Here is a 26,609-nt window from a genome sequence, read left to right as displayed (position 1 = left end):
AGAAATAAGCAATACCCATTGTTCAATCTGTAGATTTTTTGTAAATGTCTATGGCGATGGAGTACTTCCTGTACTTGTACCAGATTACTGCCATGTTCCCACTGTTTATGTGGAAATGTGTAAATGAGGATAAATATAAATTGAAACTATTCGCCATTGTGAGTAATAAAAAAGTAGATTGTATCAAGCCGATGGAAAATTGTCGGTGCAGATACTGCAACTAATTTGCTATTAAAAGTTTTGAAAACGATGCAAAAAGAGCGATATTTGACGAAATAGATGTGCCCCCAATGCAGGAAATATCAGCATTTGTGAGTTGCCGATAATAAACTCGGGAAGAGTTTGAATAGTAAACAGAGCTTCATAAATGGCGAAAACAAGCCATTTATGGGGCTCTACAGCGCCTTCCCCATCTTCTTTTCTACCTTTCGCATATGTCTTACATACACGATAAACAGTGCGCATCCGGTAAATATCCATGAAGCCGCATATACATTCAGCAGCCAGTCAAATGTTGGAAGCAGGCGGAAGACCGTGCCAAGCCAGATCAAGCGGAAAACAACCGTTCCTAAGATGGTGAAGATTGCAGGTTCCACTGATTTGCCCATACCACGGAGAGCGGCACTTTCAACCTCGTAAGTAGTGGTTAGACCTTCCAATGAGCAGACATGATACATACGGATCAAAGCATAGGCAGCGACTGCTGTACTTTTTGTGTAGATTCCGACGAAAAAGTCACTCCATACGATAAAGATAACTGCGAGAATCTCTGTGAAGACAATGCCAAACAGCATATTTAACCAGAACACCTTCTTGCAGCGTTTGATGTTTCCTGCGCCATAGTTCTGGCTGGTGAAGGTGACTGTTGCCTGTGCAAATGCATTTGCAATGTCATAGGTAAAATATTCAAAATTAAGTGCAAGAGAAGAACCTGCAATCGCAAATTTGCCAAATGAATTAATACCACTCTGGATAAAAACATTTGAGATCGAGAAAATGGTTCCCTGGATACCGGATGGAATACCGATTTGAAGGATCTTGCGCAGATACGAGCGTACAATCTTCATCCGGTTGAACCGGAATGCAAATTCATCATCTCTGCGGTAAAGGTATACCATGACCATAACAGCACTGATAATATTAGAGATTACAGTGGAAATGGCAACACCGGCAACACCCAGATGAAAGCAGATGACGAGGATCAGATTCAGGATGACATTTACGATACCGGAGATGATAAGATAGAACATTGGTCGTCTGGTATCACCGAAGCTTCGCAGGATGGCAGCTCCAAAATTATAAACGGTCATGAACGGAATGCTTAAGAAATAGATGCGGATATATAACAGTGCTTCGGCAAGAACACCGGACGGAGTACCGGATAATTCCAGAATGATCCGGGCAGAGGCAAAGCCGAGGATCATAAGTCCAAGTCCGAGGATTGTGCCAAATGTCAGAATCGTATGTACCATATCGTTGATCTTGTCACGTTGTTTCTGACCAATCAGATTAGCGAGGACGGCATTTGGTCCTACAGCCAGACCGACGATCAGGTTGACAAAGATGCCGACCAGAGCCACACAGCTTCCGACTGCAGCGAGCGCATTATCTCCGGCAAATCTGCCGACAACAGCGACATCTGCGGAGTTGAATAATTGCTGTAAAATGCTGCTGAATGCAAGCGGCAGTGAAAAAAGGATCAGCTTGCCAACCAATCCCCCGTTTAACATATCCATTTCTTTTGACTTTATCGTTTTCATATCTATAATCCCAAAGTAGTATTTTGAAATGTTTATTTCACACATTAGAAGCAGAATCTATTTAAACACCATCGACAAATGTCGTCAAGACGGATATTATAAAAAATATAAATTTTTCTGTAACGTTTTTCTGGGAGCGTTGTCATATAAGTGATGGGAGGTGAATAAGCAAATTGGTACCAATAGAAGAAATCTACAATAACTATTATACAGACTTGTATCGGTATGTTTTCGCGTTAAGTAAAAACGCGCATATAGCGGAAGATATTACGCAGGAGACATTTATGAAAGCCATAAAGGCAGTAGACCGATTCAAGGGTGACTGCGATATACGCGTGTGGTTGTGCCAGATTGCAAAGAATACTTACTTTACTTATGTGAAAAAACAGAAACGGGAAACGACTGAACCGGATGAGATGCTGACAGAACGGGCCTCGGATCACGATTTTGTCAAAGATACCGTGGACAGGGAACAGGCGATGAAGATTCATCAACTGGTTCATAACCTGAGTGAACCGTATAAGGAAGTATTCAATCTGAGAGTATTTGGCGAACTGCCATTTCGGGAAATTGCAGTAATATTTGGAAAAACAGAGAGCTGGGCGCGAGTGACGTATCATCGTGCAAGGCTGTTGATCATGAATGAAATGGAGGAATTATCTTGAAAAAAGAATGTGAAATGATAAATGATCTGCTTCCTTTATATATAGATGGGGTTTGCAGCGAAGAAAGTAAAAAATTAGTAGAAGAACATATGAAGACCTGCGATTCTTGCAGAAAAACTGCGGAGCAGATGAAGTCAGACCTTGCCTTGCCGATGAAGGACAGTGCGGATGTAAAAGGATTTCGTAAATTTGTAAATAAAAAGGTCTGGGGACGGGCTTTGATCGTTATTGTGATATTTGCTGTTTTGTGGGTAGTCGGTAACTGGGCGGTTACTTCACACTGGTCGGAGGTATGGCCGGAGATCGGTGCAGAGGGTATTCAGGGAAATGTGGAAGTGGTCGAGATGGATGGAGCGTTATATCTGCATCAGTCTGCTCTCTTAGGAAGCGGACAGATCGTGACGATCAGTACAGGAGAGGAACTGGAAAATGGAATTGTAAGATTTTATCTCGGTGAACAGGGACTGACTTCCCTTGATCCAACCGGTCAGAGCAGATCATGGCAATTGACAGAGAGCTATCATGCACTTGGTGGACACCGGGAAGGTGCCACTATAACATCAGCATTTGCATCCGGTGATGAGGAAGAGACAGAGAGTTTGCCGGTGATCCGGAAGGTAGTTTACTGTCATAAGGATGGAACAGAAGTAACTGTTTTATGGGAAGAAGGACAGGAGCCTAAGATTTTAGAGGCACAGAAATAATTTCATATTTGGCGAAAGTCAGCATAGAAAGCGGTCTTTGAGAATAATTTTATTCTACAGACTGCTTTTTTCTATATTAGAAAAGTTATCCTTGTAAAGTAAAACAAGGGGTGCACTTCATGGTAAAAAAGTTAATTGATTGGAAATTCCTATTGAAAATATAATATTAAATATTATTAATGTGATATTAATGTCAGATTTAACATTTTTTTCAAACGTTGTGATATACTGAAACAGATATTGGCAAAGACATGGTAAAGAAACAGTAAAAATGCTTCATGCATAAGGCAGTGAAATTGGAAATGAGGACGTATGGAGAGTAAGAAAAAATGGATATTTAATATAATTTTTTTGCTTCTGATCTTTGCAGCAACTCTTTATGGTGTGTTTCATGGCAAGGATATGGGGCGGATCATCGAAATAATTAAAACTGTGAACCCGTTTTGGTTGATTCCCGGCGTTATCTGTGTAATAATCTTCATATGGGGAGAATCTATCATTATTCATTATCTGATGCATTCACTAGGTATAAAGGTAAAGAAATGGACCTGCTTTTTATTTTCATCCGTTGGCTTTTTCTTTAGCTGCATTACTCCGTCTGCATCGGGCGGTCAGCCGGCACAGGTTTACTATATGAAGAAAGAAGATATACCGATTCCGATCTCAACGATGGTATTGTTGATTATAACCATTATCTACAAGATGGTACTGGTACTGCTTGGTATTGCATTGGTGATCTTCGGGCAGGGATTTATACATCGGTATTTATCGGATGCAATCTTCTGGTTTTATCTCGGAATGGGATTAAATGTGGTGTGTGTAGTGATTATGGTTGTATTTGCATTTCATCCGAATTTTGCAAAGTCAATTATGATCAAAGGGCATATTTTGTTAGAACGAATCCATATATTAAAACATAGAAAGTCAAGAGCAAAGAAGCTGGTTCAGTCGATGGATCAGTATCGGGGAGCTGCTGTTTATTTGCAGGAAAATAAAAAGGTGCTGATCGTTGTATTCCTCATTACGATGGTGCAGCGGTTTGCGTTGTTTGCAGCAACCTGGTTCGTATATCTTGCATTTGGATTAAAAGGAACATCAGCGTTTACCGTGATACTTCTTCAAGGCTCAATTGCGGTTGCAGTTGATATGCTGCCGCTTCCGGGCGGAATGGGAATTAGTGAGAAGATATTCCTTGATATCTTCCTTCCGGTATTTGGAAGTATGCTTCTCCTTCCGGGTATGGTATTGTCCCGTGGCCTGGGGTATTATACGGAACTGATCCTCAGTGCGATATTTACGATTGTTGCAAATTTTACTATTGGAAGAAAAAAGAAAAGTGTGGTAGAGAAATGTTAGGTGTTTATGATTATACAGTAATTCTTACATATATCAGTCTGATGGTGTCCATCGGTGGTATGTTATTTTCGTTAAATGGCGACTGCCGGATGGCACTTGTATGTCTGGCAATTTCCGGTTTGTGCGATATGTTTGATGGCAAGGTTGCACGGACAAAGAAAGATCGTACAGAGGTTGAAAAACGATTTGGAATCCAGATTGATTCTCTGGCGGATATTGTCTGCTTTGGAGTTTCACCGGCAATCCTTTGCTACCGTATGGGAATGCGTGGATTGACTGGTGTTGCGATCCTGTTATTCTATGTGCTGGCGGGCTTGATCCGTCTGGCATGGTTCAATGTTTCTGAGGAAGTCAGACAGGATGAGACAGAGGAAAAACGTAAATATTATCAGGGACTTCCGATCACATCTATGGCTGTGCTTTTGCCACTTTTGGCAGTATTTAAGCCGATGCTTGGCAAGCGGGAATTCATGCTCAGCCTTCATGCGTTGGTACTGTTGGTCGGTTTGCTGTTTATTACAAATTTCAAATTCCGTAAACCAAAGAACCGCACACTGGCGATCATCGTTGGCGTTGTAACGCTGGCGGTGCTTCGAATGCTCCATATTTGGTAGGAGAAGATTGGAGAAAAGAAAATGAGTATCATATATATAGATCGAAAAGGACATAAAAGACAGGGCGAGACCGGTCAGGATCGCCTGCTTGCATTTATCTATGGACATGCAGTGACGAGGTGTCTGATCCGTCCCTTTCTGTCACCGGTAGTGTCCCGCATAGGCGGGGCATTTTTGGATACCCGGATTTCAGGACTGGCAGTTCCGGGGTTTGTAAAGAAGAATGGCATTGATCTGTCCTTATATGAGAAACAGATATTTGATTCATATAATGATTTTTTCACTCGAAAGATCAGAGCAGAAGAACGACCGGTTAATCCGGATGCAAATGCGCTGGTCAGCCCAAGTGATGGAAAGGTCAGTGTGTATAAGATCCATGAAAATGGACATTTTCTTATTAAACACACCGAGTATACATTGGAACAGTTGTTGCAGGACAAGAAGCTGGCTAAGCGATATCTGGACGGACATATCTATGTGATCCGGTTGACGGTAGATGATTATCACAGGTATTGCTATGCAGCAGATGGAAGAAAATCCGGACAGCGTAAGATAGCAGGAATTCTGCATACGGTGAACCCGGTTGCAAATGATGTCTGTCCGATCTACAAGATGAATTCCAGGGAGTATTGTCTGATAAAGACGGAGCAGTTCGGAACGCTTCTTCAGATGGAAGTCGGGGCATTGATGGTTGGTAAGATCAGTAACAATCAGCAAGGCTTGGGATTTGTTCATAAGGGTGTTGAAAAAGGACGATTTGAATTCGGCGGTTCAACGATCATTCTGCTGACACAGAAGAATGTCGTGATACCGGATCGGGATTTATTGGAACATACCGGATCAGGAATGGAGACACTGGTGAAAATGGGAGAGCAGATCGGACGATCAGCGAACCATTTGGATGCATAATTGGATATGCAGATATATATCGAAAGAATAGTCAGGTGATCATAAATGAAACCAAGATCAGAAGCAAGTAAAAACCTATATCAGATGATGCTTGACCGGGGCTATCCGGTGGAATTCTGCGAGGTTATAACACAGAATCTGAATACAGATTTTACAGCCGGTCGTATGATCGGCTATTTGTCACATTATCAGACACTTCCCATGGAGGAGATCGTAGATGAGATGCTCGTGATCCTTACAGACCGCAACCGCATCATGCAGAAAAAAGAACTGGAGCGTAACAACGCCAAGTGGAATGAATACCTGGCAAATGGCATTCCTAATGACGAGGAGTAATGCCGAGATTCAGATATTTTATATTTATAATAATACCCCTATTGATATAACATGAACGAGATTTCGTTGTGAGAATGCACATTGCCAGTAAATGCGGGTGCATGTTTGAGCCCAAAGGGCGAGTTTGCACAGGAGCATTTACGAATCAGGCATGTGCATCGAACAGAAATCGTAGTGTGTTATTCAATAGGGGTATTGTTATAAATAGAAGTATCTGAATCTCGCATTATCCCTGTTTTAGCCGATTCCGCCTAATGCGATTCCAAGTATTAAAACCAGAATGCAGATAGGGCAATAGACATATTTACAGATTGGCAGAAATTTGTCGGTGAACTTCTTTTCACGTCCAAGGTTTACCTGCTCCTCTACATATTTCTTACCGCATACCCAGAAAAACATGATTCCGGCAAGTCCTGCACCAAGCGGGCAGATATAGATGGACAGAACATCCATCCAGCCGGATACGATTCCCTGAATACAGATGGATACGATCACGCCGATTCCTGCGATCACCCCACAGGATAATTTACGATTTAATCCAAGCTTTTCCTGAATCGTTGCGATCGGAGCTTCGTACAGATTGATCAATGAGGACAAGCCCGCAAAGAATACTGCAACGAAGAAGATCATGGCGATGATACGTCCGCCCGGCATAGATTTGAACAGGGCAGGCAGATAGATGAACATAAGCCCGGGACCACCCTGGTCTAACTGCGCACCGGTCGTTGCCATAACCGGAATGATAACGAGGGCGGCAAGTAACGCAGCGATCGTATCAAATAAAGCAACCTGTTCGGCAGCTTCCGGTATATTTTCTTCGTCCGGCAGATAAGAGCCATAGATCAGTGTCCCATTTCCGGCAACAGACAGGGAGAAAAATGCCTGGCCAAGTGCGTAGATCCATGTCTTTGGATCGGCGAGAACCTTTGGCTCGATCCGGAAGATATATTTATATCCTTCGGCAGCACCCGGCTGGCAGGCGGTATAGATCGCAAGAATGATAAACAGGATAAAGAACAGAGGCATTAGGATCTTATTTGCCTTTTCGATTCCGTTTCCGATACCAAACATCAGAATGATAATGCCGACAGCGAGTGCAATGATCTGCCACAGGTTATTGCCGAATGCAGAAGCGGTTGAACCAAATGCGGCACCAAAGGATTCCACATTTTCCGGTGCAAGTGTTGAACCGGTAAATGCACCGATCATATATTTTAAGATCCAGCCCATTACGACAGTATAGCCGATTGCCATGGCAAGCGCGCCAAGTACCGGTATAAATCCAAGAATTTCGCCAAGCTTTCGTTTGCCCTTTGTTCCACAGGCATAGCCGAAAGCGTCGACCGGACCGGATTTGGTAGCACGTCCGAAACTCATTTCGCCGATCACACCGGTGAATCCGATCAGAATAACGAATATGAAGTAAGGGATCAGATAAGAGCCTCCGCCATAGAGGGATACTCTGGTTGGGAACATCCAGATATTACCCATGCCGACCGCTGAGCCGATACAGGCGAGGACAAATCCCCATTTGTTGTTAAATGATTCACGTTTTTTCATCTTTTGATAACTCCTCCAAACAAATTACATACCCATATACTATACAGGAAAATGTGGGATTACGCCAGCAGACTTTTCAAAAGTTTTCATGGTGTGGCAGAAAAGAATGTTGTTATTGTCATATTACCGTAGAATTTATATAATGAAAAAGGATGAGAAAATTCTCTGGGATGCACGAATTATCCCAACTGCAGATATACAAAAAAGATGAAATGACAGGAGGAAATACATGAAGATAAGAGATATTATAGGGCAGGAGAAAGCAACATTGTCATTTGAGGTTTTTCCGCCGAAGAAGGATACAGATTTTGCAAGTGTGGAAGCTGCGGCACTTGGAATTGCGGCATTACGGCCGAGTTATATGAGTGTTACATATGGAGCGGGTGGCAGCACAAAAGGACATACGATCAAGCTTGCAAATGAGATTCAAGAAAAATACGGAGTTCCGACGATTGCGCATCTGACCTGTGTATGCGCAAATAAAGACAGCATCCGGACAGCACTTTCTGAAATGAAAAATGCAGGGATTGAAAATATCCTGGCACTTCGTGGGGATATTCCAAAGAATTATGATGGACAGGTATTTACTGATTTTGCTCACGCATCGGAGCTGGTAAAATTAATAAAAGAGAGCGGAGACTTCTGTGTGGGCGGAGCTTGTTATCCGGAGGTTCATCCGGATTCTGCAAACAAGCAGGATGATATTGCAAACCTGAAAAAGAAAGTGGAAGCGGGATGTGAATATCTGACTACACAGATGTTTTTTGATAACAATATTTTCTTTAATTTCATGTATCGTATCAGAGAAGCAGGGATTGCTGTGCCGGTGATTCCGGGAATCATGCCGATCACGAAGCGGGTTCAGGTGAAAAATGCCGTCAAATTATCCGGCTGCAATGTGCCAGAACGTTTCAAGAATATTGTTGACCGGTTTGGAGATACCGAAGCTGCAATGAAGCAGGCAGGTATTGCTTATGCGACTGATCAGATCATAGATCTTCTGGCAAATGGCGTAAAGCACATTCATGTATATTCCATGAACAAGCCGGAGGTGGCAGCAGGAATTCAGGCAAATCTGTCTGATATTTTGCTGGTTTAAAAGATGTACGATTTTTTGTGCATATAAAACTGTAATATAAAGCCATAAACGGGTTGACTGTATAAAAATACAGGAAATTCAAAGAAAATCGGAACTTTATAGGACAGAACAAATGTACAGGAGATCGGAATTATGATAAAAGGATATTTTGTAACGGAAGGTTATATGGGATATGTAGATGGAAGATACCAGCTTTTTGCGGATGAAACAGATTATATTGAATACATGGAAGAATAGAATCTGGAAGCGTCATTCTTGCAGAGACATTTCTGTATAATCAGCTACTCACTATATATAACTCGCTGTGGTTTCTATTCCATGCACATGCCTGATTCGTAAATGCTCCTGTGCAACTCGCCTTCGGCTCATACAAGCACTCGCATTTACTGGCAATGTGCATGTCATAACGAAATCCTCGCTGATGTTATATTATAGTGAATAGCTGGTTATACGGAAATGCTTTTGCAAGAATGCCGCTTTTTATAATTCTTTTATAATTGAACCATTGTTTTATGCGAATGCTAATAGTAACATGTGTAGTATATGAAAATAATAAGAATATAATTTTGAACTTGATGAGTGCAAGATTGCAAAATTGAGAAAACAGGAAAGGATGATGGTTATAGATGTGTACAGCAGCGACGTATAAAACGAAGGATTTTTATTTTGGCAGAACGTTAGATTATGAATTTTCTTATGGGGATGAGATTACGGTGACACCGAGAAAGTTCCCGTTTGAGTTTCGTCATATGGGAAAGAGGTATTCTCATTATGCGATCATTGGCATGGCGCATGTGGCAGGTGGATATCCGCTTTATTATGATGCGATCAATGAAAAGGGTGTTGGTATGGCGGGACTTAATTTTGTTGGAAATGCAGTTTATCAGGCAGTAGAAGCTGGTAGGGATAATGTTGCACAGTTTGAATTTATCCCGTGGATACTTGGACAGTGTGCGGATCTGGACGAGGTACGGGCATTGCTTGACCGGATGAATCTGGTCGGAACACCTTTCAGCGAACAGCTTCCATCGGCACAGTTACACTGGATCATAGCAGATCGAAATGCTGCGATCACAGTTGAGTGTATGGCGGATGGAATGCATATACATGAGAATCCGGTCGGAGTTCTCACGAACAATCCACCATTTGAGACACAGATGTTTTTATTGAATAATTATCAGGGCTTATCTCCGAAGCAGCCGGAAAATACTTTCGCAGAGCAGCTGCAGTTACAGTCTTACAGCAGGGGCATGGGTGCACTTGGTTTGCCGGGTGATCTGTCGTCAGCGTCACGATTTGCGAAGGTCGCATTTACAAAAATGAATTCGAAATCCGGTGACAGCGAGGCAGAGAGTATCAGCCAGTTCTTCCATATTCTCGGATCGGTCGATCAGCAGCGTGGATGCTGTGAAGTGGCAGATGGCAAATATGAGATCACACTCTATACTTCCTGCTGTAATGCAGATAAAGGAATTTATTATTATACAACATACGACAACCACCAGATCACAGGTGTGGATATGCACCATTGTGATCTGGACGGTTCCGAGCTTTTTAGATATCCACTGGTTCAGGGAGAACAGATCCACTGGATGAATTGATATACCTATTTGGTAGAATGTAAACTGGTGAGAGGAAAAATGTCATAAGGACATTGCGAGGTGAAAACACGGAATGAATTATTATATCAGCGATCTGCATTTCTGCTGTGCCAGTCAGCTTGCAGGCAGCGGAAGCGGATATGATGAGAGAGATTATAAGACACTGGAAGAAATGCATACCGATATGCTTGCCAGATGGAACCGGAAGGTGACAAATGGTGATACGGTCTATATCCTTGGCGACCTCAGTAAGCGGGGAAAAAGTGAAGAATTGATTGCACTCGTTGCGCAGTTAAAAGGACATAAGATTCTTGTGCATGGGAACCATGATGATCTGTCAGATTACAGGCTCCGGCAGTTATTTGAGGAGGTTTGTAATTACAAAGAGATTACAGACAACATTCGAGGAAATGCATATAAGCTGGTGCTTTGTCATTATCCAATCCTGTTCTGGAATGGTCAGCATAGAGGGAATATCCTGTTGTATGGGCATACACACCGATCCCCGGAGGATGTGTTTTTTCAGGACTGCATAAAGCGGCTGAATGAACGCAAGGATCTTCATGAGGAAGACCAGGATTTCCTGGCGATCAATGTCGGTTGTATGCAACCGTATATGAATTATGAGCCACAGTCATTGAAGGAACTGTTAGAAGCAAGAGGAATCGAGATCCCGGAAAAAAAGAAAAAAGGAAGGTAATTTCAGATGAAAAGTACATTAATTAAAGACACAACAAAATCAGAACGAATTGCACTTGTAAAACAGTGGGAGGAAGAAGAAGGCTGTGAGAATTCCGGTATGAATTTGATGGAATATTTCAGAGATTACATTGATGGCAAGAAAGAAATTGCAGAAGTAAATGCTGCATTTCGCACAAATTATGTAGTAGAAACACCGGAGACAGAAGAAAAGCCTATGTGTGGCATGGGCGGAAGAAGATTTTAAGTGTATAATTATTATTCTTATCAAAATGACCGGAACGGCAAAAAAATAAAAATTTGCCGCTCTGGTCATTGCCTTTTATTATAAAAGATGTTATCCTATTAATGACTATATCGGCAAAAAAATAAAAATTTGCCGAACGAGACAATGAAACGGTTAGAAAAAGAGGAAAGGAGGATTCCAATTACAGATTGGATTGTATGGAAGAATGAAAAATATGGATTTATTGATAAGAATACCTGATGGAATAATATCAAGAAAAGAATTGATGCAGCTTGTGATTGAGGTACAACCGGAGTTTCGTGAAGGACAGATGAAGCGATTAATAGAATATTGGATTCGAATGTCAGAGATAGAAAGAGTTGGTCGTGATAAATACAAGAAGTGTACATCAGGAGAACATCTGAAAAAATATACAAATATCTATACAGACAGATCAAAAAAAATAATAGATGAGATGGAGCAGAAATTTCCATTGGTGGATTATAGAATATGGGAACTTCGATGGTTGAATGAATTTTTTAATCATCAGGTAGGATATAATTATATTTTTTTAGAAGTTGAACATACAGGATGTGAATTTGTGTTTGATCAGTTAATAGTTGAAAATAAAAAGATTCTTTTTAAGCCAAGTGTAGAAGATGTATTGCGTTATGCAACATATGAAACAATATTGCTAGATCGTCTTGTCAGTGAGTCTCCGAAAGGGGAAAGTTCGGCGTATGGTCTTTCACTGGAAAAGCTGGTAGTTGATTTGTTTGCCAATAAAAAATTGAAGCAGATGCTTTCATTTTCTGATTATCCACAGGCCTTGGAAAATATGTTTTCCATGTACAAAATTGATGAAACAAAGTTATTTCGATATGCACGGAGGCGTAATAAAGAAATTGAAATTCGGGATTTTATAAAAGATAACACGAACATACAACTGATTGTATAGGAGATTGGATGCTTACAAAGGATAATTATACATTAGAACATATAAATGAATTGAGAAAAAATAAAAATACGGATACTTTTATTTTAGAGAGAAGCATCTATGCGTTTGGTTTGCTGGAGGCTCTTTGCAAGGTAAAGATGCCGTTTATATTTAAGGGTGGAACCAGTTTAATGTTGTTACTTGAACATCCAAGAAGATTATCGACAGATGTTGATATAATCGTTCCACAAGGAACGGATGTGGAAAGTTATTTGAAGAAAGTAAAAGATGTCTTTCCTTTTGAGAAAGTCGTGCAACAGGAGAGAATTGGAAAAAATGGTATCGCAAAGAAACACTATAAATTTTATTATAAATCTCCGGTGAAAAATGATACTTTGTTTTATATACTTTTAGATATCCTCTTTGAAGAGAATCATTATGCAAGGATTGTAAGTAAACCTATTAAAAATGATCTTTTAAATACACAGGGGGAAGATTTAGAAGTTGTATTGCCATCGGTAGATTGTATTCTGGGTGATAAATTAACAGCATTTGCGCCACATACGACGGGTATACCATTGGGAATAGGAAAAGAACTTGAGATAATCAAACAAATGTATGATGTAGCTGCGTTGATCGATGTATTTGATGATTTTGAAGATGTTTATAATTCTTATATGGCTATCGTTGAAACGGAGATAAATTATAGAGGGTTAGATATATCGGCAAATGAGGTATTAATGGATACAATAGATACTGCTGCCTGTATTGCTGGCAGAGGACAGATCGGTAATGAATATCCAATGTATCTGGCAGGAATAAAAAGTATTTCCACACATATATATGATGAAAGATATTCTGCTGAGAAGGCGGTGCAATCTGCCTGTAAAACAATGTATCTTGCTGCTTGTATTTTGCGAAAATCAAATTTTGAAAAAGTTATAGACTGTAATTTATATCTGGATTGTAATATAGGTAAATCAAACTATTCGAAGCTCTCAAAATTACGAAAGTTTAATGCAGAAGCATTTGCATATGTGGTAAAAACGGTAGAATTGTTGGAAAAATAAAAACATCGAGAGGAGCAATATCCGATGGCAGCAAATAAATGGAAACGGGAAGAAAATGGTAATGCTGTTTTGCAGGATATTGTGATAGAATGATAGAAATAAAATACAAAAACGCAACAGGATGGAATGAGTTTATGCAGAATGTATATAAGCAGATCGCGGACAATTTGATCGCATGGTATCCGGAACATGCCAGAGATCTTCCATGGAGAAAAGATAAAGAACCGTATCATGTATGGTTGTCGGAGATCATGCTGCAGCAGACGAGAGTGGAAGCAGTAAAAGAATATTACAGAACGTTTTTGCAGGAGCTTCCGACGATCGAGGCGCTGGCAGAGGTAGATGATGACCGCCTGATGAAACTTTGGGAAGGACTTGGATATTATAACCGTGCAAGAAATCTGAAAAAGGCAGCAGGAGAAGTGGTGATAGAATGGCAGGGAAACTTCCCTGCAGAATACGATGAGATCCTGAGCCTGCCGGGAATCGGAGAATATACGGCGGGAGCAATCGGCTCGATCTGCTTTGATCTGCCCACTCCTGCAGTGGACGGAAATGTCCTCCGGGTATATACCAGAGTGATGGAAGATTCGTCAAATATCGACAAGCAGGCAGTAAAGAAGAAAATCCGGGAGGAACTTCTGCAGGTGTACCGGTATGGACATTGCGATATGCTGACACAGAGTCTGATGGAGGTTGGAGCAACAATCTGTCTGCCAAATGGTGCGCCAAAATGTGAGGTGTGTCCACTACAGGAATTGTGTAAAGCTCATAAGCATGATTCCTGGCAGCAGTATCCGGTTCGTGAAGCAAAGAAGAAACGGAAGGTGGAAGAAAAAGCGGTGCTGATGCTTCGGTATGAAGATAAGGTTGCGATACGGAAGCGGACAGAGAAAGGGTTGTTACATGGATTGTGGGAATTCCCGAATCTTCCCGGAAGCTACAGCACACAGGAGATCCTTTCGTATGTAACGTCAAAAAATCTCCACCCAAAAGAAATCTGGATGGAGACAACATATACACATATTTTTTCCCATGTAGAATGGCATATGAAAGCCTTTTATATGGAATGTATGGAACAGCAGGCGAAAGATCTTCGTTGGGTTACATTAGAAGAGCTGAAGCAGGAGATTGCGATTCCGTCAGCATTTGCACCGTTTAAAGATCTTTTAAATTCCGGTGTCTGATGACCGGGCGTTAATAAAATCCAGAAGCAGACGTTTTACCTGAGTATATTTCTTTTCCGGGATTGGGATTACAAAGCCATCGGACATTGTAAGTTTAAAACGTTCAATTGATGATGCGAAATCAGGATTGATCAAATAACTCTGGTGGCAACGCAGGAAATAATCCGGGAAGCGTTTTTCCAGAGAAAGCAGACTTTCTGTAATCTCGTAGGAATTGGAGGTTGTATGGATATTGGAGTGTCTGCCATGGGATTCTATGTACAGGATCTGATTCCGATTCAGAAAAAGCAGAGATTTATCTGTACCCTTAAACGACAAACGTTCCGAGCGGGATACGCCGGCAAGCGGCATTCTGCGGAATTTGGAATCGTAATGCACCGGATAGATGGTATCTCGTTCATCGTAAGAGATAGCATTTGAGATATGGCAGAGCCGAATCTGAGGAACTCCGTTGTTCATGATCCAGGACAGATGAATCCTCTGATTAACCCGATTCATGCTGTTATCAGGCCATATCGTATCAACCATAAAGAACATAATGATCTCAACTACCCGGTTGCTGGTCGTAGCAAGAGGAGTAATAACCAGATCATGAAGAACAAATTTTAATTTGTGCTGTTCAGACAGAAATGTGTTGACCAGTACTTTTTTTGTGCGAATTACCTGTTTTTCGGCAGGACCGATCCACAGAATATCTTCATGGCATGCATCGAGAAATGGCGTAAAGTTGTTGTCATAATATTGTGTCAATATCTCGCCGGAAAGAGAAACAAAATCCTGAATTGTCATGGGGTGCTCCTTTCTTTTTTTCTATTTTAATCAGAACTATATAAAAATACAACCCGCAAATTGGACAGTGTGTGTATGTTTGATTCGATTAGAAGAGGTAAAAAAGATAAAAATAAATGAAATAAATGGCAAATACTATCCGTTTGGTTAGTGTACAAAAAGTGGTGCAGGGTGATATAATTTGACTATGATCGATAATAGATCAGTGCATTTGGGAATTTAGTATAAAGAAAAGAGCGTGAGACCGATGTGGGGATATCGGTGATGACCGGCAGATTAGGGACTGCCGGTTTTTCCTTTTTATACAGCATGATTTTTCAAAAAGTGATTTGTGAAGTAATATACGATTAAGTGATAATTAATTCTCAATATAATAGAAACAGAATTGACATATACCCCTGTGGGGTATATATTAAATGCGACATAATAAATACGAAAGAAGGAATTGAGATGATAAAGACAACTTTAAAAATTGATGGCATGATGTGTGGTATGTGTGAAGCCCACATGAATGATTTGATCCGTAAGAATTTCAAGGTAAAAAAGGTAACTTCTTCTGCCAAGAGCGGAGAAACGGTGATCATCAGCGAGGACAATATCGATACTGAGGCTGCAAAGAAGGCAATCAAGGATATCGGTTATGAGATGCTTTCCGCAACCAGTGAGCCATATGAGAAAAAGGGCTTATTCCATTTTGGAAAGTAGGCAGTTTATTTTGATTGCGAAGTTTTGTATAGAAGTTTTTTGTAAATTTCAAATTGCATATAAAGATAGAATTTTGTCGAAAGAGATAGTATAATCAGGCTAACGCTTTTGATAGGAGATATGGAAATGTTAGTATGTGATTATATTGTAAAACAGATTGATGGAGAATATGCGCATCTGCAGAATCTGGATGGTTCCGAAGAAGATAAGCTGGTTGCAAGAGCCTTGCTGCCGAATGGGATCGCAGAGGGAACGAAGCTGCACTACGAGCTGTTACAGTATGAGATTATACAGTAAGCAGAGCTGGAGGAGAGCATAAGAATATGAACTGGAATCGAAAAGAACTGAGAAAAGGCGCGTGGAACACGGTGTTTAAGCGTGGAACGATGGCGTGGCTTGCACTGGTTGCAGTCTGCTTCATCTTTGCATTTTTAGGTGTCGATGAATTTGCACAGTCGACATTTGTAAATGGGATTGACAAGGCAATCGGACTGGATACTTCGCATGTAGCAAGTAACGTGGAAATCTTAAAAGACTATGCTGTAAATACACCGATTGTAAAGGATGTTCCGTTTATACATTCGGATTTTGTGATCGGACTGATCGATGTTGCTTCCAAGAGTCAGACATGGATCATTAAGCTGTTAGGCGCAAATGCCGCCTATCTGGAACGTAATACCGGAGAAGTGATCATTGCACTTCTATTATCCGCATTTATTATGATGATCGTGCATTTCTTTATTCAGAGTGCAGCCATCGTTGGAAAGAATCGGTATGCGATGGAGTGCCGGTACAGTGATAAAGTATCAATCAACCGTATGTTTGCACCATTTCATTTTAAACATTTATTGAGATTGATCTGGACGATGTTCGTATATAAGGTGGTTCTGTTCTTATGGAATCTTACGATCGTCGGTGGTATATACAAATTCTATCAGTACCGGATGATTCCGTATCTGGTCGCAGAGAATCAGACACTTAGCTGGAAAGAGGCAAAAGCTTTATCCAAAGAAATGACAAATGGATACAAATGGAAGATGTTCGTAACAGATCTGTCATGCATTCCTGTTATGCTGTTAAAGCTTGTTCCGATTGCCGGTCTGTTAGTAGCAGTACCGTTTGATGTAGAGATCGACGTGGAGATGTATTTTCATCTTAGAAAGAGAATAGACAGTGAAGCATTTGTTGAGCGTGCATTTGACGGAGCACCATACTATAAAGGTATAGAAACTGCTGTGCCGGTATATCTCTTGCAGGATGCAGCAGTAGAAGTACCAAAGGGAATCAAGATCAAGAGTGAATACCGGTTGACGGATTTCATCTTTTTCTTCTTCTCATTCTGTTTTGTCGGCTGGGTGTGGGAGGTTATGCTCCATATCGTCAGAGATCATGAGCTTGTAAATCGTGGAACAATGTATGGACCGTGGCTTCCAATCTATGGTGTCGGAGGTGTCGTTATCATCTTCCTGTTAGACCGGTTTAAGGCAGATAAATTGAAATTATTCTTGATGTCTATGGGTATCTGTGGCGTGCTCGAATATATCGCAAGCTGGATCCTGGATTTCTTCTTTAATTCCCACTACTGGAATTATAAGAAATTCTTCCTGAATTTAAATGGAAGGATCTGTCTGGTCGGCTTACTTGCATTTGGCATCGGAAGTCTGTTCGGTGTCTATATCGCGGCGCCGAAGCTCGGCCGCTTTATGCATAAGAAGAGCCGGAAAACACAGATCCTGATCTGCGCTGTCTTAAGCACAGCCTTTATCATCGACTTGATTTGCTGTGCGTTATTTGGCTTCAATGCCGGATCCGGCGTAGGTGGAACTTATAATTAGTAAGGAAAAAACATGTATCTTTTTTATTATAAATAGTTGTTTAGCTATAGTAATATTACATAATTAATAGCTAAAGAATTATCATGGAAAAGGATAGATGTTTTTTTGTTTTATAATTGACATGACGGTCTATGTGATGTAGACTGGTCTATATAATATAGACTGGAGGAAGATAATGGAAACATTAACGGAAATGGAGTATAGATTGATGGTAGTAATCTGGGAAAAACAAAATTTAACATCTATGGAGTTAGTTAATATATGTATGACTAAGTTTGCATGGAAAAAATCAACAACTTATACGATGTTAAAAAAGCTAGAAAAAAAAGGTATGATTAAAAACGATTCTACAGTACTTCAAATATTAGTTTCAAAAAAAGAATATGAAAATCAAGAAAAAAGAAAAGTGATAAAAAAATATTTTAAAAATTCATTGCCGGATTTTTTTGTTGCTTTTGCACATGAAAAAAAACTTAGTAAAGAAGATATAGATGAATTAGAACACATAATTGCTGAATATAAGGAGAATTTGGATGACTGATATTTTTCGATTTTATGTTGGCTCGTTTCTTTCAACAACAATTATCATAGTGATATTTTTGTTAATAAGATGGTTGTTTCGTAAAAAATCTAATGTACAAATTTGTTTCATTTGGATAATTTTATTATTTAGATTGCTTTTTCCAGTATCTTTAGAAACTGACTGGGGAGTGAGTGATCCAGTTTATGAAGTAGTAAATCATGAGAGCAGAACAATAGACATCAAATCTACTACAGATAATTTAAATGTAGATCAGGAAAATAATGAATTAAGCAATAAAAATAGTAATGATCGTTATGTAAGAAAAAGTGAATGTATATGGTACATAGGAATAGGAATCATGGGATTTTATTACATAATACAGTGTATATTGGTTTATAAAAAAGGAAGAGGGGCTAGATTATTAGAAAATTATAACAATGTCAGAGAATGGAAAGACTCTACAGGAGCATGTGTAATAGGCTTACTGAAACCATGTATTTATCTGCCAAACAATTTACCTGATGACATAAAAAAAGTAATAATATGTCATGAGCAGACACATATTCAACGGCGAGATTATTTGGTTGTTTTTTTATATTATATAGCATTGATGTTAAATTGGTATAATCCTTTGGCGTGGATAGTGTATATTGTGATGCTTCAAGATATAGAATGTGCATGTGATGAACAAGCATTGAGAAATGCAACATTGAATGAAAGAAAAAAGTATGCCTATTCACTGATTCAATTTTATAGTGGAACCTATGAAAGAGATTCATTTAAATATATACTTGGTTTTTCAAAAAAAGCTATAAAAAAGAGGGTGAAAGATATAGGAATTAACAAAAAAAAATCTAAGAAAATTACTATTTTAATATTGGTTTGTTGCTGTGCTATATTGGTAACTGGGGCATGTTTTTATCAGTTGGAAAATTATAAAGAAGAGATGCAGCAGATAGGAGAGAATATAATAGGAAGTGATTTGCCTAAATTTATATATGCAGATGATAACTATGTAGAGTTTTATGATTACCATGGAATATATATATATGATATTCAAAATTCTAATATATATAGATATATAACTTTTTCAGAGATGGGATTGGTTTCACAGATACAAGGAGAAAATGCTATACAGGTGTATGCAGAGCAGAATGGAAGAAAATTATATATTTTATCGGGAAAAAATCAATATGTATATGATATGGGAAAAAACAAAATTAGGCAATATGATAATGCAGTGATTGTAACTAATATGTTTCATTTTGAAAAAAATCTAGAAGATGAAGATAATAGTATTGGTGGCATATATTTATATAATGATAGAAAAATATATTGGTCATATGTTATTGGTGGAACTGGATTATATAAGGATTTGGAGTTGAATATAGAAAAGGGGGGAAAGAAAACAGTTTATACTATATTTAAATAATAAAGTGATATAAGAAAGAGGCTGGATTTACTTGACAATATAGTTAAGTAAATCCAGCGTTTATTATTTCAGAAAAAGCATGCGGAAGATCAGTCGGAGAAATGGACCGTAGTAAAAGCTGCCAGAAGAAAGCAACCGGGAAGTTTAAGAGGGGATTTTTTATATTAGTGATTCTGGTCCCGCCAGTTTTTTGGGGAGACACCATATATATTTTTAAAAGCTCTTGAGAAATGCAGTTGGTTTGGATAGCCGACTGCATTTCCTATATCTGCAATTGATAATTTAGTCATTTTCAGCAACTCTGTTGCTTTGGACATCCGATAATTTATCAGGAATTCCTGTGGCGTTTTGCCAATGGAATCATGAAATATCTTTCCCAGATAGCTGCGGTTGATGCCGCAACAGGCAGCTATATCTTCGATAGAGATGTCATAAGGAAAATTCTGCTCTACGAAGTTGATTGCTTCTTTTATATAGTAATCGCTCATTTTACCGGTTTTTATCATCTGGGTAGAGGCGGTGGAACGGGTGAGTGCATCCAGAAAAAGGTAGGAATGACCGATCAGGTGAAATGGCGGTTCGTTTGGGTGATTGGCAATATAGAGCATTTCGTTCATCATGATTTCCCGGTATTCCTTTGAGGTAGCATGATAGATGGGCTGGTCTTTTGAAAAACCGGCAATGTCCAGTGCTTCTTTTACCCGTAATCCATCAAATTCCAGCCAGGTATATTCCCATGGGTTTGTCTCATCTGCGATATAGGTGCTGATCTGTCCCGGATACAGAAGAAAGCCCTGTCCGCTTTTGATCGAATAATTTCTAGTCTCTCCTTTTTTGTCCTGTGCCATTAAAAGTCCGGTTCCGGAGATGACATAATGAAACAGATAGTGGGTTCTGGCAGCCGGACCGAACTGATGGGCCGGTGCACAGCGTTCCCATCCGTACTGGTATAGTCCAAGATCTATAAATTTCTCATTTGGAAATATAGAAAAAAGGTATTCATGCATAAAAAAACCTCCCAAAATTAGAACAAATACACAATATAAACTCTACTGTTTTTTACTATATACCAAAATGCTAGATAAATGCAATAGTGAGACAAAAATAATGCATTTTGGTATAAAAATGGAATTATTACGATATTTTAACAAGCATTATGATATGTTAGAATGAAAATAACTTAAAAAAGCATATTATAAAAGAAGGGAGAAATGTATTTATGCTAAAAGGGAAAAAACTATTATTTGTACTTACAATGATGACTGGTTTCTGCTTACTGGCGGGGTGTGGCAAGAATAATAAAGACGGAAAAACAGTGATCGAACTGGTACAGTACAAGCCGGAAGCAACCTCTTATTTTGAAGAAGTTGAGGAACGGTTTAATGCCAGTCATGATGATATTGAATTGAAGATCAGTTCTCCGAACGATGCAATGACGGTGTTGAAGACCAGATTTGTTCGTGAAGATAATCCGGATATCATTGGTATTGGCGGTGACATCAATTATTCGAATTTTATTGATGCCGATATGTTGATGGATATTTCTGATTTTGATGGACTGGCAGATATAAAGGAAAATTATCTGACGATCTGTGAGAATCTGAAATTTATTCCAACAGAAGGAACATACAGTGTTCCATATGTGGCAAATGCTGCCGGTATCCTGTACAACCGGGATATGTTTGAGGAGCATGGATGGACGATCCCGGAAACATGGGATGAGCTTCTTGCATTATGTGATGAGATTAAAGCAGAAGGAATTCTTCCGTTTTATATGGGCTACAAGGATACATGGACCTGTCTTTCTCCATGGAACAGTGCAGTAGCTTCATTGACATCTTCGACCGTATGTAAGGATGTTAATAAGGGAGAAACGACATTTTCCGATCAGTATGTTCAGGTTGCGGAAGAAATGAAAACCCTGCTTCAGTATGGAGAAGCCAATCCGGTTGCATATTCTTATAATGATGCTTGTACAGCATTTGCAAAAGGTGAGTCAGCAATGTATATGATCGGAAGCTATGCTGTACCACAGATCCAGTCAGTAAATCCGGATATCAATATTGATTCATTTGTATTCCCGGCTTCTAACAATAAGGATGACATGGTTCTGACATCCGGTGTAGATCTTCAGTTCTGCGTGATGGAAGACTGTCCGAATAAGGAAGCAGCCTATGAAGTCCTCCGTTTCCTGTTAGAGGATGAAAATGTACAGGACTATATAGACAATCAGAACGCAGTACCTTGTAAGAAAGGTGATTTCAAGCTTGCATCTATGTTAGACGGTATGCAGGAATATCTGGACAACGGAATCGTGACTGATTATCAGGATCATTTTTATCCATCTGAGATGGCAGTAGATGCATTGATTCAGACTTATCTGTTAGATGGAGATACAGAAGCGTTTTTGAAGAAATTTGATACGGAATGGAAACGGTACAATCGTGACCTGATCACAAAGGTTCGCAAATATGAGCAGGAGCATTCCGGAGAGGAGGAATAGAAATGGATACAAAAAAGACAGAAGATATGAAGTTTGCTAAAAAGAAAAAGAAAATGTCCGGGAAATCCAGAACATTTATGTTGATCACAATTCCTATCGTAGCATTGTTCTTTACATTCAACACATTGCCTTTGATTCAGGGTGCGATTTACAGCTTTACCAATTTCCGTGGGTATGGCAGCTATGAGTGGGTTGGTTTTCGAAACTATATTGATCTTTTTCATGATGCCAGAGTTGGTTCATCCTATCTGTTTACATTTAAGCTGGCTATAGTAACAACGATCATCGTAAATGTTGTCAGCCTGATCCTTGCGATGGCATTAAACAGCAAGATTCGTTTTAAGAGCGGTCTTCGTGGACTGTATTTCCTGCCCAATATCTTAGGCGGTCTGGTTGTTGGTTATATTTTTAACTATTTCTTTACTTATATTCTGCCACAGATTGCAATCATGCTTGGTTTTGAGGGAAACAGTATGCTGGCAAGTTCTAAAACGGCCTGGCTTGCAATCGCAGTAGTATGTGCATGGCAGTCGATCGCAATGAATACGATCATTTATATATCCGGTCTTCAGACAGTTCCGGAAGATGTATACGAAGCAGGATCTTTAGATGGGGCAACCGGATTTGCAAAATTCCGTTATCTGACATTCCCACTGATCCTTCCGTTTTTTACAATTAATGTAGTCCTTTGTATGAAGAACTTCCTGATGGTATTTGACCAGATCATGTCGTTGACAAAGGGTGGTCCTGCGCAGAGCACAGAATCCATTTCCTACCTGATCTACAACAATGGTATGAGTGGCGGACAGTTTGGATTCCAGAGTGCAAATGCAGTCGTATTCTTTATAGTAATCGTAGTGATATCTGTATTACAGATGCGTTTCCTGGGTAAGAAGGAGGAACAGTTATGAAAAAATCGCAGAGACAGATCAGAAAAGAATATAAAGAAAAGGGGATTAAGACAGGAAAAGAACGATATAATATCGGGGTTACGATTCTGTTGATCCTTGGTCTTGTAACCATCCTGTTCCCATTATATATGACGGTTATGATCGCATTTAAGCAGCCGTCTGAGATGACAAATGATATCCATGGAATCTTATCTCTTCCACAGCACTGGAGTCTGAGTAATTTTAAGGAAGCTATGGAGGTAACAGATTTCTGGCATTCTCTCGGTAACAGTTTATTTATCACACTGGCAACTATCGCATTATCGATCGTAATACATTCCCTGATCGGTTATGTACTTGGACGAAGCAAGAAAAAGAATCGGATCTATAATGGAATTTATCTTTATCTTGTCAGTGGTATGTTCGTGCCATTTGCTATTTTGATGATGCCGCTCGTAAAACAGACAGCAAAAATGGGATTGGCAAATATGATTGGTGTGGTATTACTTTATACAGTATTTTATCTTCCAATGAACACAATGTTATATGCAGGATATCTGAATAATCTTCCGCTTGAACTGGAAGAGGCAGCCTGTGTTGACGGAGCCACTACATGGACGACTTACTGGAAGATCATCTTCCCGAATATGAAACCAATGCATGCAACGGTTGCGATCCTTACAGCCCTTGGCACATGGAATGACGTTATGACACCGCTTGTAATTATGTCCGGTGATCAGAATACACTTCCGCTTGCGCAGCTGAATTTCCAGACTCAGTTTGGAACAAATTACAATCTGGCTTTTGCATCTTATCTGTTAGCGTTACTTCCGATTCTGATCTTCTACATTATTTGTCAGAAACAGATCATATCAGGTGTGGCAAACGGAGCAGTAAAATAAAAGGAGACTTAATTTATGGCTATTATATATAACAAAGAGAAAAGAATATTTTCTCTCCATACGGAACATACCACTTATCAGATGATGGCCGATACACATGATTATTTGCTTCATCTGTATTACGGAAAACGCTTGGATTCGGAAATGGATTATATACTGACTTACTATGATCGAGGTTTTTCAGGAAATCCATATGATCTTGGAAACGATCGTACTTATTCCCTGGATGCACTTCCTCAGGAATTCCCTGTTCTTGGAACCGGTGATTACAGAACAACGGCAGGAAAGATCCGTGAAGCAAATGGCTGTATGGCACTTGATCTTCGCTATACAGGATATCAGATTCAGGATGGTAAGTATGATCTCCCGGGACTTCCGGCAGCACATTCTGAAGCTGCACAGACTCTGTGCATATATCTGAAGGACGAAAGAGTCGGTGTAGAGGTAACATTATCATATGGCGTATTACCTGACTGCGATGTAATAACCAGAAGTGTAAAAGTTACAAATGTCGGAAAGAATGAAATCTATCTGGAGAAGCTTTCCAGCGCATGTCTTGATCTTTTGTATGGAGATTATGATGTACTGACATTTTATGGACGGCATGCAATGGAACGGAATATGCAGCGAACACCGGTAACACATGGCAGACAGGTGATCGGAAGTAATCGTGGTACGTCCGGACATCAGTATAATCCATATATGATCCTTGCGGAACACGGCACAACAGAGACCGCCGGAGCCTGTTATGGTATATCACTGGTGTACAGTGGAAGTTTTGAAGGAAGCGTAGAATTAGATCAGTTTGATCAGATCCGTCTGGTTATGGGTCTTCAGGAGGATTTCTTTTCCTATCAATTAAAGCCGGAGCAGACATTTTATGCCCCGGAAGCAGTTTTGTCATATTCAGCGTATGGAATGGAACAGCTATCCAATCAGATGCATCATTTGGTGAGAGAGCATATCTGTCGCGGGAAATATAAAAATCAGATCCGTCCGGTTCTTGTAAATAGCTGGGAAGCCTGTTATTTTGATTTTAATGGTGAAGCGATCGTTAATCTTGCGGAGCAGGCTGCAGCACTTGGTGTGGAGCTTCTGGTCATGGATGATGGCTGGTTTGGCACAAGAGATGATGATAATTCATCCCTTGGTGACTGGATTGTAAATGAAGATAAACTGGGCTGTTCTCTTACGGAGCTGACAAAACGGGTTCATGACAAAGGTGTTCAGTTTGGTATCTGGATAGAGCCGGAGATGGTTTCAGAAAACAGTGATCTTTACAGAAAACATCCGGAGTGGGCAATTCAGGTTCCCGGTAAACATCCGGTACACGGCAGAAATCAGCTTGTACTTGATTTTGCAAATCCGGAGGTGGTGGATCATATCTATGAACAGATTGCAGCTGTCCTCAGGCAGGGCGATATCAATTATGTGAAATGGGATATGAATCGAAGCTTATGTGATATATATTCCGACAGTATGGTATGGCAGGGAAATGTAATGTATGACTATATGCTTGGTGTATATGACCTGCTGGAACGCCTGACGCAGGCATTTCCGGATATGTTATGGGAAGGCTGCTCCGGCGGTGGCGGAAGGTTTGATATGGGTATGTTGTATTATACACCACAGATATGGTGCAGTGATAATACAGATGCAGTTGATCGTATCCGTATCCAGTATGGTACATCGTTTGCTTATCCTTTATCAACGATGGGAGCCCACGTATCTGCGGTGCCGAATCATCAGACCGGCAGAGTGACGGACATGAAGACCAGAGGTGTGGTTGCCATGACAGGTGCATTCGGATATGAACTGAATCTTGGAAAGTTATCTGAGGAAGATAAGACGGCAGTCCGTGAACAGATCAAAACCTATCATGAAGCAGCACCGGTTATTTTAAAAGGGGATTATTACAGATTAAGTAATCCGTTTGAGGCGGAATATGGAGCATGGATGTCTGTCGATGAAGAAAAAAAACATGCAGTTGTAGGTGCTGTTTTATTAAATACACATGGTAATCATCCTGTATTTTATATTCGATTGAGAGGGCTTGCGCCGGAACGTTCCTATCGGGATAAGAAAACAGGTACTGTTTATTCAGGAGCTGCTTTGATGGAGCTCGGTATGCCGTTTACGATAGTATCCGGTAATTATCCAAGCTATCAGATCCTGCTTGATGCAGTAGAATAAGAATAAATAAATAAATAAATAGGACTCCCCGGTTTCTGTTTGCAGAGATCGGGGAGTTTGGCAAAAACAATAAAGTAAAAGATATATAAGATGATCAGAAATGAGGTGACGGAC

The 26,609-nt window shown here is 40.0% G+C and carries 26 protein-coding genes; 22 read left to right on the top strand and 4 right to left on the bottom strand.

The genetic code is table 11. The features are described from left to right. Positions 1-395: 395 nt before the first annotated feature. Positions 396-1,760 (bottom strand): MATE family efflux transporter, encoded by a 1,365-nt coding sequence (locus tag WKT03_RS10600; RefSeq protein WP_340391905.1) that lies wholly within the window; start codon positions 1,758-1,760, stop codon positions 396-398. Positions 1,761-1,933: 173 nt separating this feature from the next. Here WKT03_RS10600 and WKT03_RS10595 point away from each other — a divergent pair, with 173 nt between their 5' ends. The 6 genes from WKT03_RS10595 (at position 1,934) to WKT03_RS10570 (ending at position 6,344) form a co-directional block, all read left to right on the top strand. After that, a complete protein-coding gene (locus WKT03_RS10595; RefSeq protein ID WP_021943298.1) occupies positions 1,934-2,425 on the top strand; it encodes an RNA polymerase sigma factor in 492 nt (163 codons plus the stop codon). Continuing rightward, positions 2,422-3,129 (top strand): zf-HC2 domain-containing protein, encoded by a 708-nt coding sequence (locus WKT03_RS10590; protein ID WP_340391903.1) that lies wholly within the window; start codon positions 2,422-2,424, stop codon positions 3,127-3,129. The genes WKT03_RS10595 and WKT03_RS10590 overlap by 4 nt, the downstream gene beginning before the upstream one ends. Before the next feature lie 312 nt (positions 3,130-3,441). After that, entirely contained in the window at positions 3,442-4,485 is a 1,044-nt protein-coding gene (locus tag WKT03_RS10585; protein WP_021943300.1) for a lysylphosphatidylglycerol synthase transmembrane domain-containing protein, read from the top strand. After that, the gene (locus WKT03_RS10580; protein WP_008399837.1) at positions 4,479-5,099 is read left to right on the top strand and encodes a CDP-alcohol phosphatidyltransferase family protein; all 621 of its coding nucleotides are present in this window, start codon (positions 4,479-4,481) and stop codon (positions 5,097-5,099) included. Before WKT03_RS10585 ends, WKT03_RS10580 begins: the two co-directional genes overlap by 7 nt. 21 nt (positions 5,100-5,120) lie before the next feature. Then, on the top strand, positions 5,121-6,008 hold the full coding sequence (locus WKT03_RS10575; RefSeq protein ID WP_021943302.1) for a phosphatidylserine decarboxylase: 888 nt from the start codon (positions 5,121-5,123) through the stop codon (positions 6,006-6,008). A 45-nt stretch (positions 6,009-6,053) separates the two neighbouring features. Further along, the gene (locus tag WKT03_RS10570; protein WP_021943303.1) at positions 6,054-6,344 is read left to right on the top strand and encodes a hypothetical protein; all 291 of its coding nucleotides are present in this window, start codon (positions 6,054-6,056) and stop codon (positions 6,342-6,344) included. Positions 6,345-6,581: 237 nt separating this feature from the next. Here the strand turns inward: WKT03_RS10570 and WKT03_RS10565 are convergent, their stop codons facing one another. Next, a complete protein-coding gene (locus WKT03_RS10565; RefSeq protein WP_021943304.1) occupies positions 6,582-7,904 on the bottom strand; it encodes a sodium-dependent transporter in 1,323 nt (440 codons plus the stop codon). A gap of 229 nt (positions 7,905-8,133) precedes the next feature. Here WKT03_RS10565 and metF point away from each other — a divergent pair, with 229 nt between their 5' ends. The 7 genes from metF (at position 8,134) to mutY (ending at position 14,723) form a co-directional block, all read left to right on the top strand. Continuing rightward, positions 8,134-9,003: a methylenetetrahydrofolate reductase [NAD(P)H] gene (gene metF, locus WKT03_RS10560; RefSeq protein ID WP_021943305.1), complete on the top strand. Its 870-nt coding sequence runs from the start codon at positions 8,134-8,136 to the stop codon at positions 9,001-9,003. A gap of 626 nt (positions 9,004-9,629) precedes the next feature. Further along, entirely contained in the window at positions 9,630-10,604 is a 975-nt protein-coding gene (bsh, locus tag WKT03_RS10555) for a choloylglycine hydrolase (protein ID WP_021943306.1), read from the top strand. Positions 10,605-10,677: 73 nt separating this feature from the next. Continuing rightward, positions 10,678-11,304 carry a metallophosphoesterase gene (locus WKT03_RS10550; protein ID WP_021943307.1) on the top strand — a complete coding sequence of 209 codons (627 nt, stop codon included), beginning with the start codon at positions 10,678-10,680 and terminating at the stop codon, positions 11,302-11,304. A 6-nt stretch (positions 11,305-11,310) separates the two neighbouring features. Further along, complete coding sequence (locus tag WKT03_RS10545; protein WP_008399828.1) at positions 11,311-11,550, top strand: hypothetical protein; 240 nt, start codon at positions 11,311-11,313, stop codon at positions 11,548-11,550. Positions 11,551-11,764: 214 nt separating this feature from the next. Next, on the top strand, positions 11,765-12,487 hold the full coding sequence (locus WKT03_RS10540) for a DUF6577 family protein (protein WP_262530077.1): 723 nt from the start codon (positions 11,765-11,767) through the stop codon (positions 12,485-12,487). 8 nt (positions 12,488-12,495) lie between these two features. Then, positions 12,496-13,536 carry a nucleotidyl transferase AbiEii/AbiGii toxin family protein gene (locus tag WKT03_RS10535; protein ID WP_021943310.1) on the top strand — a complete coding sequence of 347 codons (1,041 nt, stop codon included), beginning with the start codon at positions 12,496-12,498 and terminating at the stop codon, positions 13,534-13,536. 89 nt (positions 13,537-13,625) lie between these two features. After that, positions 13,626-14,723: an A/G-specific adenine glycosylase gene (mutY, locus tag WKT03_RS10530; protein WP_021943311.1), complete on the top strand. Its 1,098-nt coding sequence runs from the start codon at positions 13,626-13,628 to the stop codon at positions 14,721-14,723. Here mutY and WKT03_RS10525 read toward each other — a convergent pair. Then, a complete protein-coding gene (locus WKT03_RS10525; RefSeq protein WP_340391896.1) occupies positions 14,706-15,512 on the bottom strand; it encodes a LytR/AlgR family response regulator transcription factor in 807 nt (268 codons plus the stop codon). The genes mutY and WKT03_RS10525 overlap by 18 nt on opposite strands. Positions 15,513-15,962: 450 nt before the next feature. Between WKT03_RS10525 and WKT03_RS10520 the strand changes: the two genes are divergently transcribed. The 5 genes from WKT03_RS10520 (at position 15,963) to WKT03_RS10500 (ending at position 20,007) form a co-directional block, all read left to right on the top strand. Further along, positions 15,963-16,217 (top strand): heavy-metal-associated domain-containing protein, encoded by a 255-nt coding sequence (locus WKT03_RS10520; RefSeq protein WP_117785594.1) that lies wholly within the window; start codon positions 15,963-15,965, stop codon positions 16,215-16,217. A gap of 126 nt (positions 16,218-16,343) precedes the next feature. After that, entirely contained in the window at positions 16,344-16,514 is a 171-nt protein-coding gene (locus tag WKT03_RS10515; protein ID WP_021943314.1) for a hypothetical protein, read from the top strand. Positions 16,515-16,540: 26 nt separating this feature from the next. Further along, positions 16,541-18,052: a DUF975 family protein gene (locus WKT03_RS10510; protein WP_340391894.1), complete on the top strand. Its 1,512-nt coding sequence runs from the start codon at positions 16,541-16,543 to the stop codon at positions 18,050-18,052. Between the two features lie 175 nt (positions 18,053-18,227). Then, positions 18,228-18,593, top strand: a complete 366-nt coding sequence (locus WKT03_RS10505; protein WP_119962490.1) for a BlaI/MecI/CopY family transcriptional regulator — start codon at positions 18,228-18,230, stop codon at positions 18,591-18,593. After that, positions 18,586-20,007: a M56 family metallopeptidase gene (locus WKT03_RS10500; RefSeq protein WP_021943317.1), complete on the top strand. Its 1,422-nt coding sequence runs from the start codon at positions 18,586-18,588 to the stop codon at positions 20,005-20,007. Before WKT03_RS10505 ends, WKT03_RS10500 begins: the two co-directional genes overlap by 8 nt. A 164-nt stretch (positions 20,008-20,171) precedes the next feature. On the opposite strand, the gene WKT03_RS10495 is transcribed toward WKT03_RS10500, so the two are convergent. Continuing rightward, on the bottom strand, positions 20,172-21,014 hold the full coding sequence (locus tag WKT03_RS10495; RefSeq protein ID WP_021943318.1) for an AraC family transcriptional regulator: 843 nt from the start codon (positions 21,012-21,014) through the stop codon (positions 20,172-20,174). Positions 21,015-21,226: 212 nt separating this feature from the next. On the opposite strand from WKT03_RS10495, the gene WKT03_RS10490 reads away from it, so the two are divergent. From WKT03_RS10490 to WKT03_RS10475, 4 genes are read left to right on the top strand one after another with little or no spacing between them, the layout of a single operon-like run. Continuing rightward, the gene (locus WKT03_RS10490) at positions 21,227-22,510 is read left to right on the top strand and encodes an ABC transporter substrate-binding protein (RefSeq protein WP_262530075.1); all 1,284 of its coding nucleotides are present in this window, start codon (positions 21,227-21,229) and stop codon (positions 22,508-22,510) included. Between the two features lie 2 nt (positions 22,511-22,512). Then, entirely contained in the window at positions 22,513-23,421 is a 909-nt protein-coding gene (locus WKT03_RS10485; protein ID WP_021943320.1) for a carbohydrate ABC transporter permease, read from the top strand. Then, positions 23,418-24,302: a carbohydrate ABC transporter permease gene (locus WKT03_RS10480; RefSeq protein WP_008399819.1), complete on the top strand. Its 885-nt coding sequence runs from the start codon at positions 23,418-23,420 to the stop codon at positions 24,300-24,302. Before WKT03_RS10485 ends, WKT03_RS10480 begins: the two co-directional genes overlap by 4 nt. Before the next feature lie 15 nt (positions 24,303-24,317). Next, positions 24,318-26,495: an alpha-galactosidase gene (locus WKT03_RS10475; RefSeq protein ID WP_340391888.1), complete on the top strand. Its 2,178-nt coding sequence runs from the start codon at positions 24,318-24,320 to the stop codon at positions 26,493-26,495. Positions 26,496-26,609 lie beyond the last annotated feature (114 nt).

Source organism: Coprococcus sp. HCN-4056 (genome assembly GCF_037892645.1).
Taxonomy (GTDB): Bacteria; Bacillota; Clostridia; order Lachnospirales; family Lachnospiraceae; genus Coprococcus; species Coprococcus ammoniilyticus.
Note: the sequence above shows the minus strand (reverse complement) of the source record. Positions and strands in the feature narration are given on the sequence as shown.

Bases quoted from the DNA above. Each gene is read 5' to 3' on its own strand.
- WKT03_RS10575 (WP_021943302.1), top strand. From the start codon at position 5,121: ATGAGTATCATATATATAGATCGAAAAGGACATAAAAGACAGGGCGAG.
- WKT03_RS10505 (WP_119962490.1), top strand. From the start codon at position 18,228: ATGGAAACATTAACGGAAATGGAGTATAGATTGATGGTAGTAATCTGG.
- bsh (WP_021943306.1), top strand. From the start codon at position 9,630: ATGTGTACAGCAGCGACGTATAAAACGAAGGATTTTTATTTTGGCAGA.
- WKT03_RS10495 (WP_021943318.1), bottom strand. From the start codon at position 21,014: ATGCATGAATACCTTTTTTCTATATTTCCAAATGAGAAATTTATAGAT.
- metF (WP_021943305.1), top strand. From the start codon at position 8,134: ATGAAGATAAGAGATATTATAGGGCAGGAGAAAGCAACATTGTCATTT.
- WKT03_RS10565 (WP_021943304.1), bottom strand. From the start codon at position 7,904: ATGAAAAAACGTGAATCATTTAACAACAAATGGGGATTTGTCCTCGCC.
- WKT03_RS10535 (WP_021943310.1), top strand. From the start codon at position 12,496: ATGCTTACAAAGGATAATTATACATTAGAACATATAAATGAATTGAGA.
- mutY (WP_021943311.1), top strand. From the start codon at position 13,626: ATGATAGAAATAAAATACAAAAACGCAACAGGATGGAATGAGTTTATG.
- WKT03_RS10490 (WP_262530075.1), top strand. From the start codon at position 21,227: ATGCTAAAAGGGAAAAAACTATTATTTGTACTTACAATGATGACTGGT.
- WKT03_RS10480 (WP_008399819.1), top strand. From the start codon at position 23,418: ATGAAAAAATCGCAGAGACAGATCAGAAAAGAATATAAAGAAAAGGGG.
- WKT03_RS10545 (WP_008399828.1), top strand. From the start codon at position 11,311: ATGAAAAGTACATTAATTAAAGACACAACAAAATCAGAACGAATTGCA.
- WKT03_RS10475 (WP_340391888.1), top strand. From the start codon at position 24,318: ATGGCTATTATATATAACAAAGAGAAAAGAATATTTTCTCTCCATACG.
- WKT03_RS10585 (WP_021943300.1), top strand. From the start codon at position 3,442: ATGGAGAGTAAGAAAAAATGGATATTTAATATAATTTTTTTGCTTCTG.
- WKT03_RS10520 (WP_117785594.1), top strand. From the start codon at position 15,963: ATGATAAAGACAACTTTAAAAATTGATGGCATGATGTGTGGTATGTGT.
- WKT03_RS10600 (WP_340391905.1), bottom strand. From the start codon at position 1,760: ATGAAAACGATAAAGTCAAAAGAAATGGATATGTTAAACGGGGGATTG.
- WKT03_RS10540 (WP_262530077.1), top strand. From the start codon at position 11,765: ATGGATTTATTGATAAGAATACCTGATGGAATAATATCAAGAAAAGAA.
- WKT03_RS10485 (WP_021943320.1), top strand. From the start codon at position 22,513: ATGGATACAAAAAAGACAGAAGATATGAAGTTTGCTAAAAAGAAAAAG.
- WKT03_RS10580 (WP_008399837.1), top strand. From the start codon at position 4,479: ATGTTAGGTGTTTATGATTATACAGTAATTCTTACATATATCAGTCTG.
- WKT03_RS10525 (WP_340391896.1), bottom strand. From the start codon at position 15,512: ATGACAATTCAGGATTTTGTTTCTCTTTCCGGCGAGATATTGACACAA.
- WKT03_RS10500 (WP_021943317.1), top strand. From the start codon at position 18,586: ATGACTGATATTTTTCGATTTTATGTTGGCTCGTTTCTTTCAACAACA.
- WKT03_RS10550 (WP_021943307.1), top strand. From the start codon at position 10,678: ATGAATTATTATATCAGCGATCTGCATTTCTGCTGTGCCAGTCAGCTT.
- WKT03_RS10515 (WP_021943314.1), top strand. From the start codon at position 16,344: ATGTTAGTATGTGATTATATTGTAAAACAGATTGATGGAGAATATGCG.
- WKT03_RS10510 (WP_340391894.1), top strand. From the start codon at position 16,541: ATGAACTGGAATCGAAAAGAACTGAGAAAAGGCGCGTGGAACACGGTG.
- WKT03_RS10570 (WP_021943303.1), top strand. From the start codon at position 6,054: ATGAAACCAAGATCAGAAGCAAGTAAAAACCTATATCAGATGATGCTT.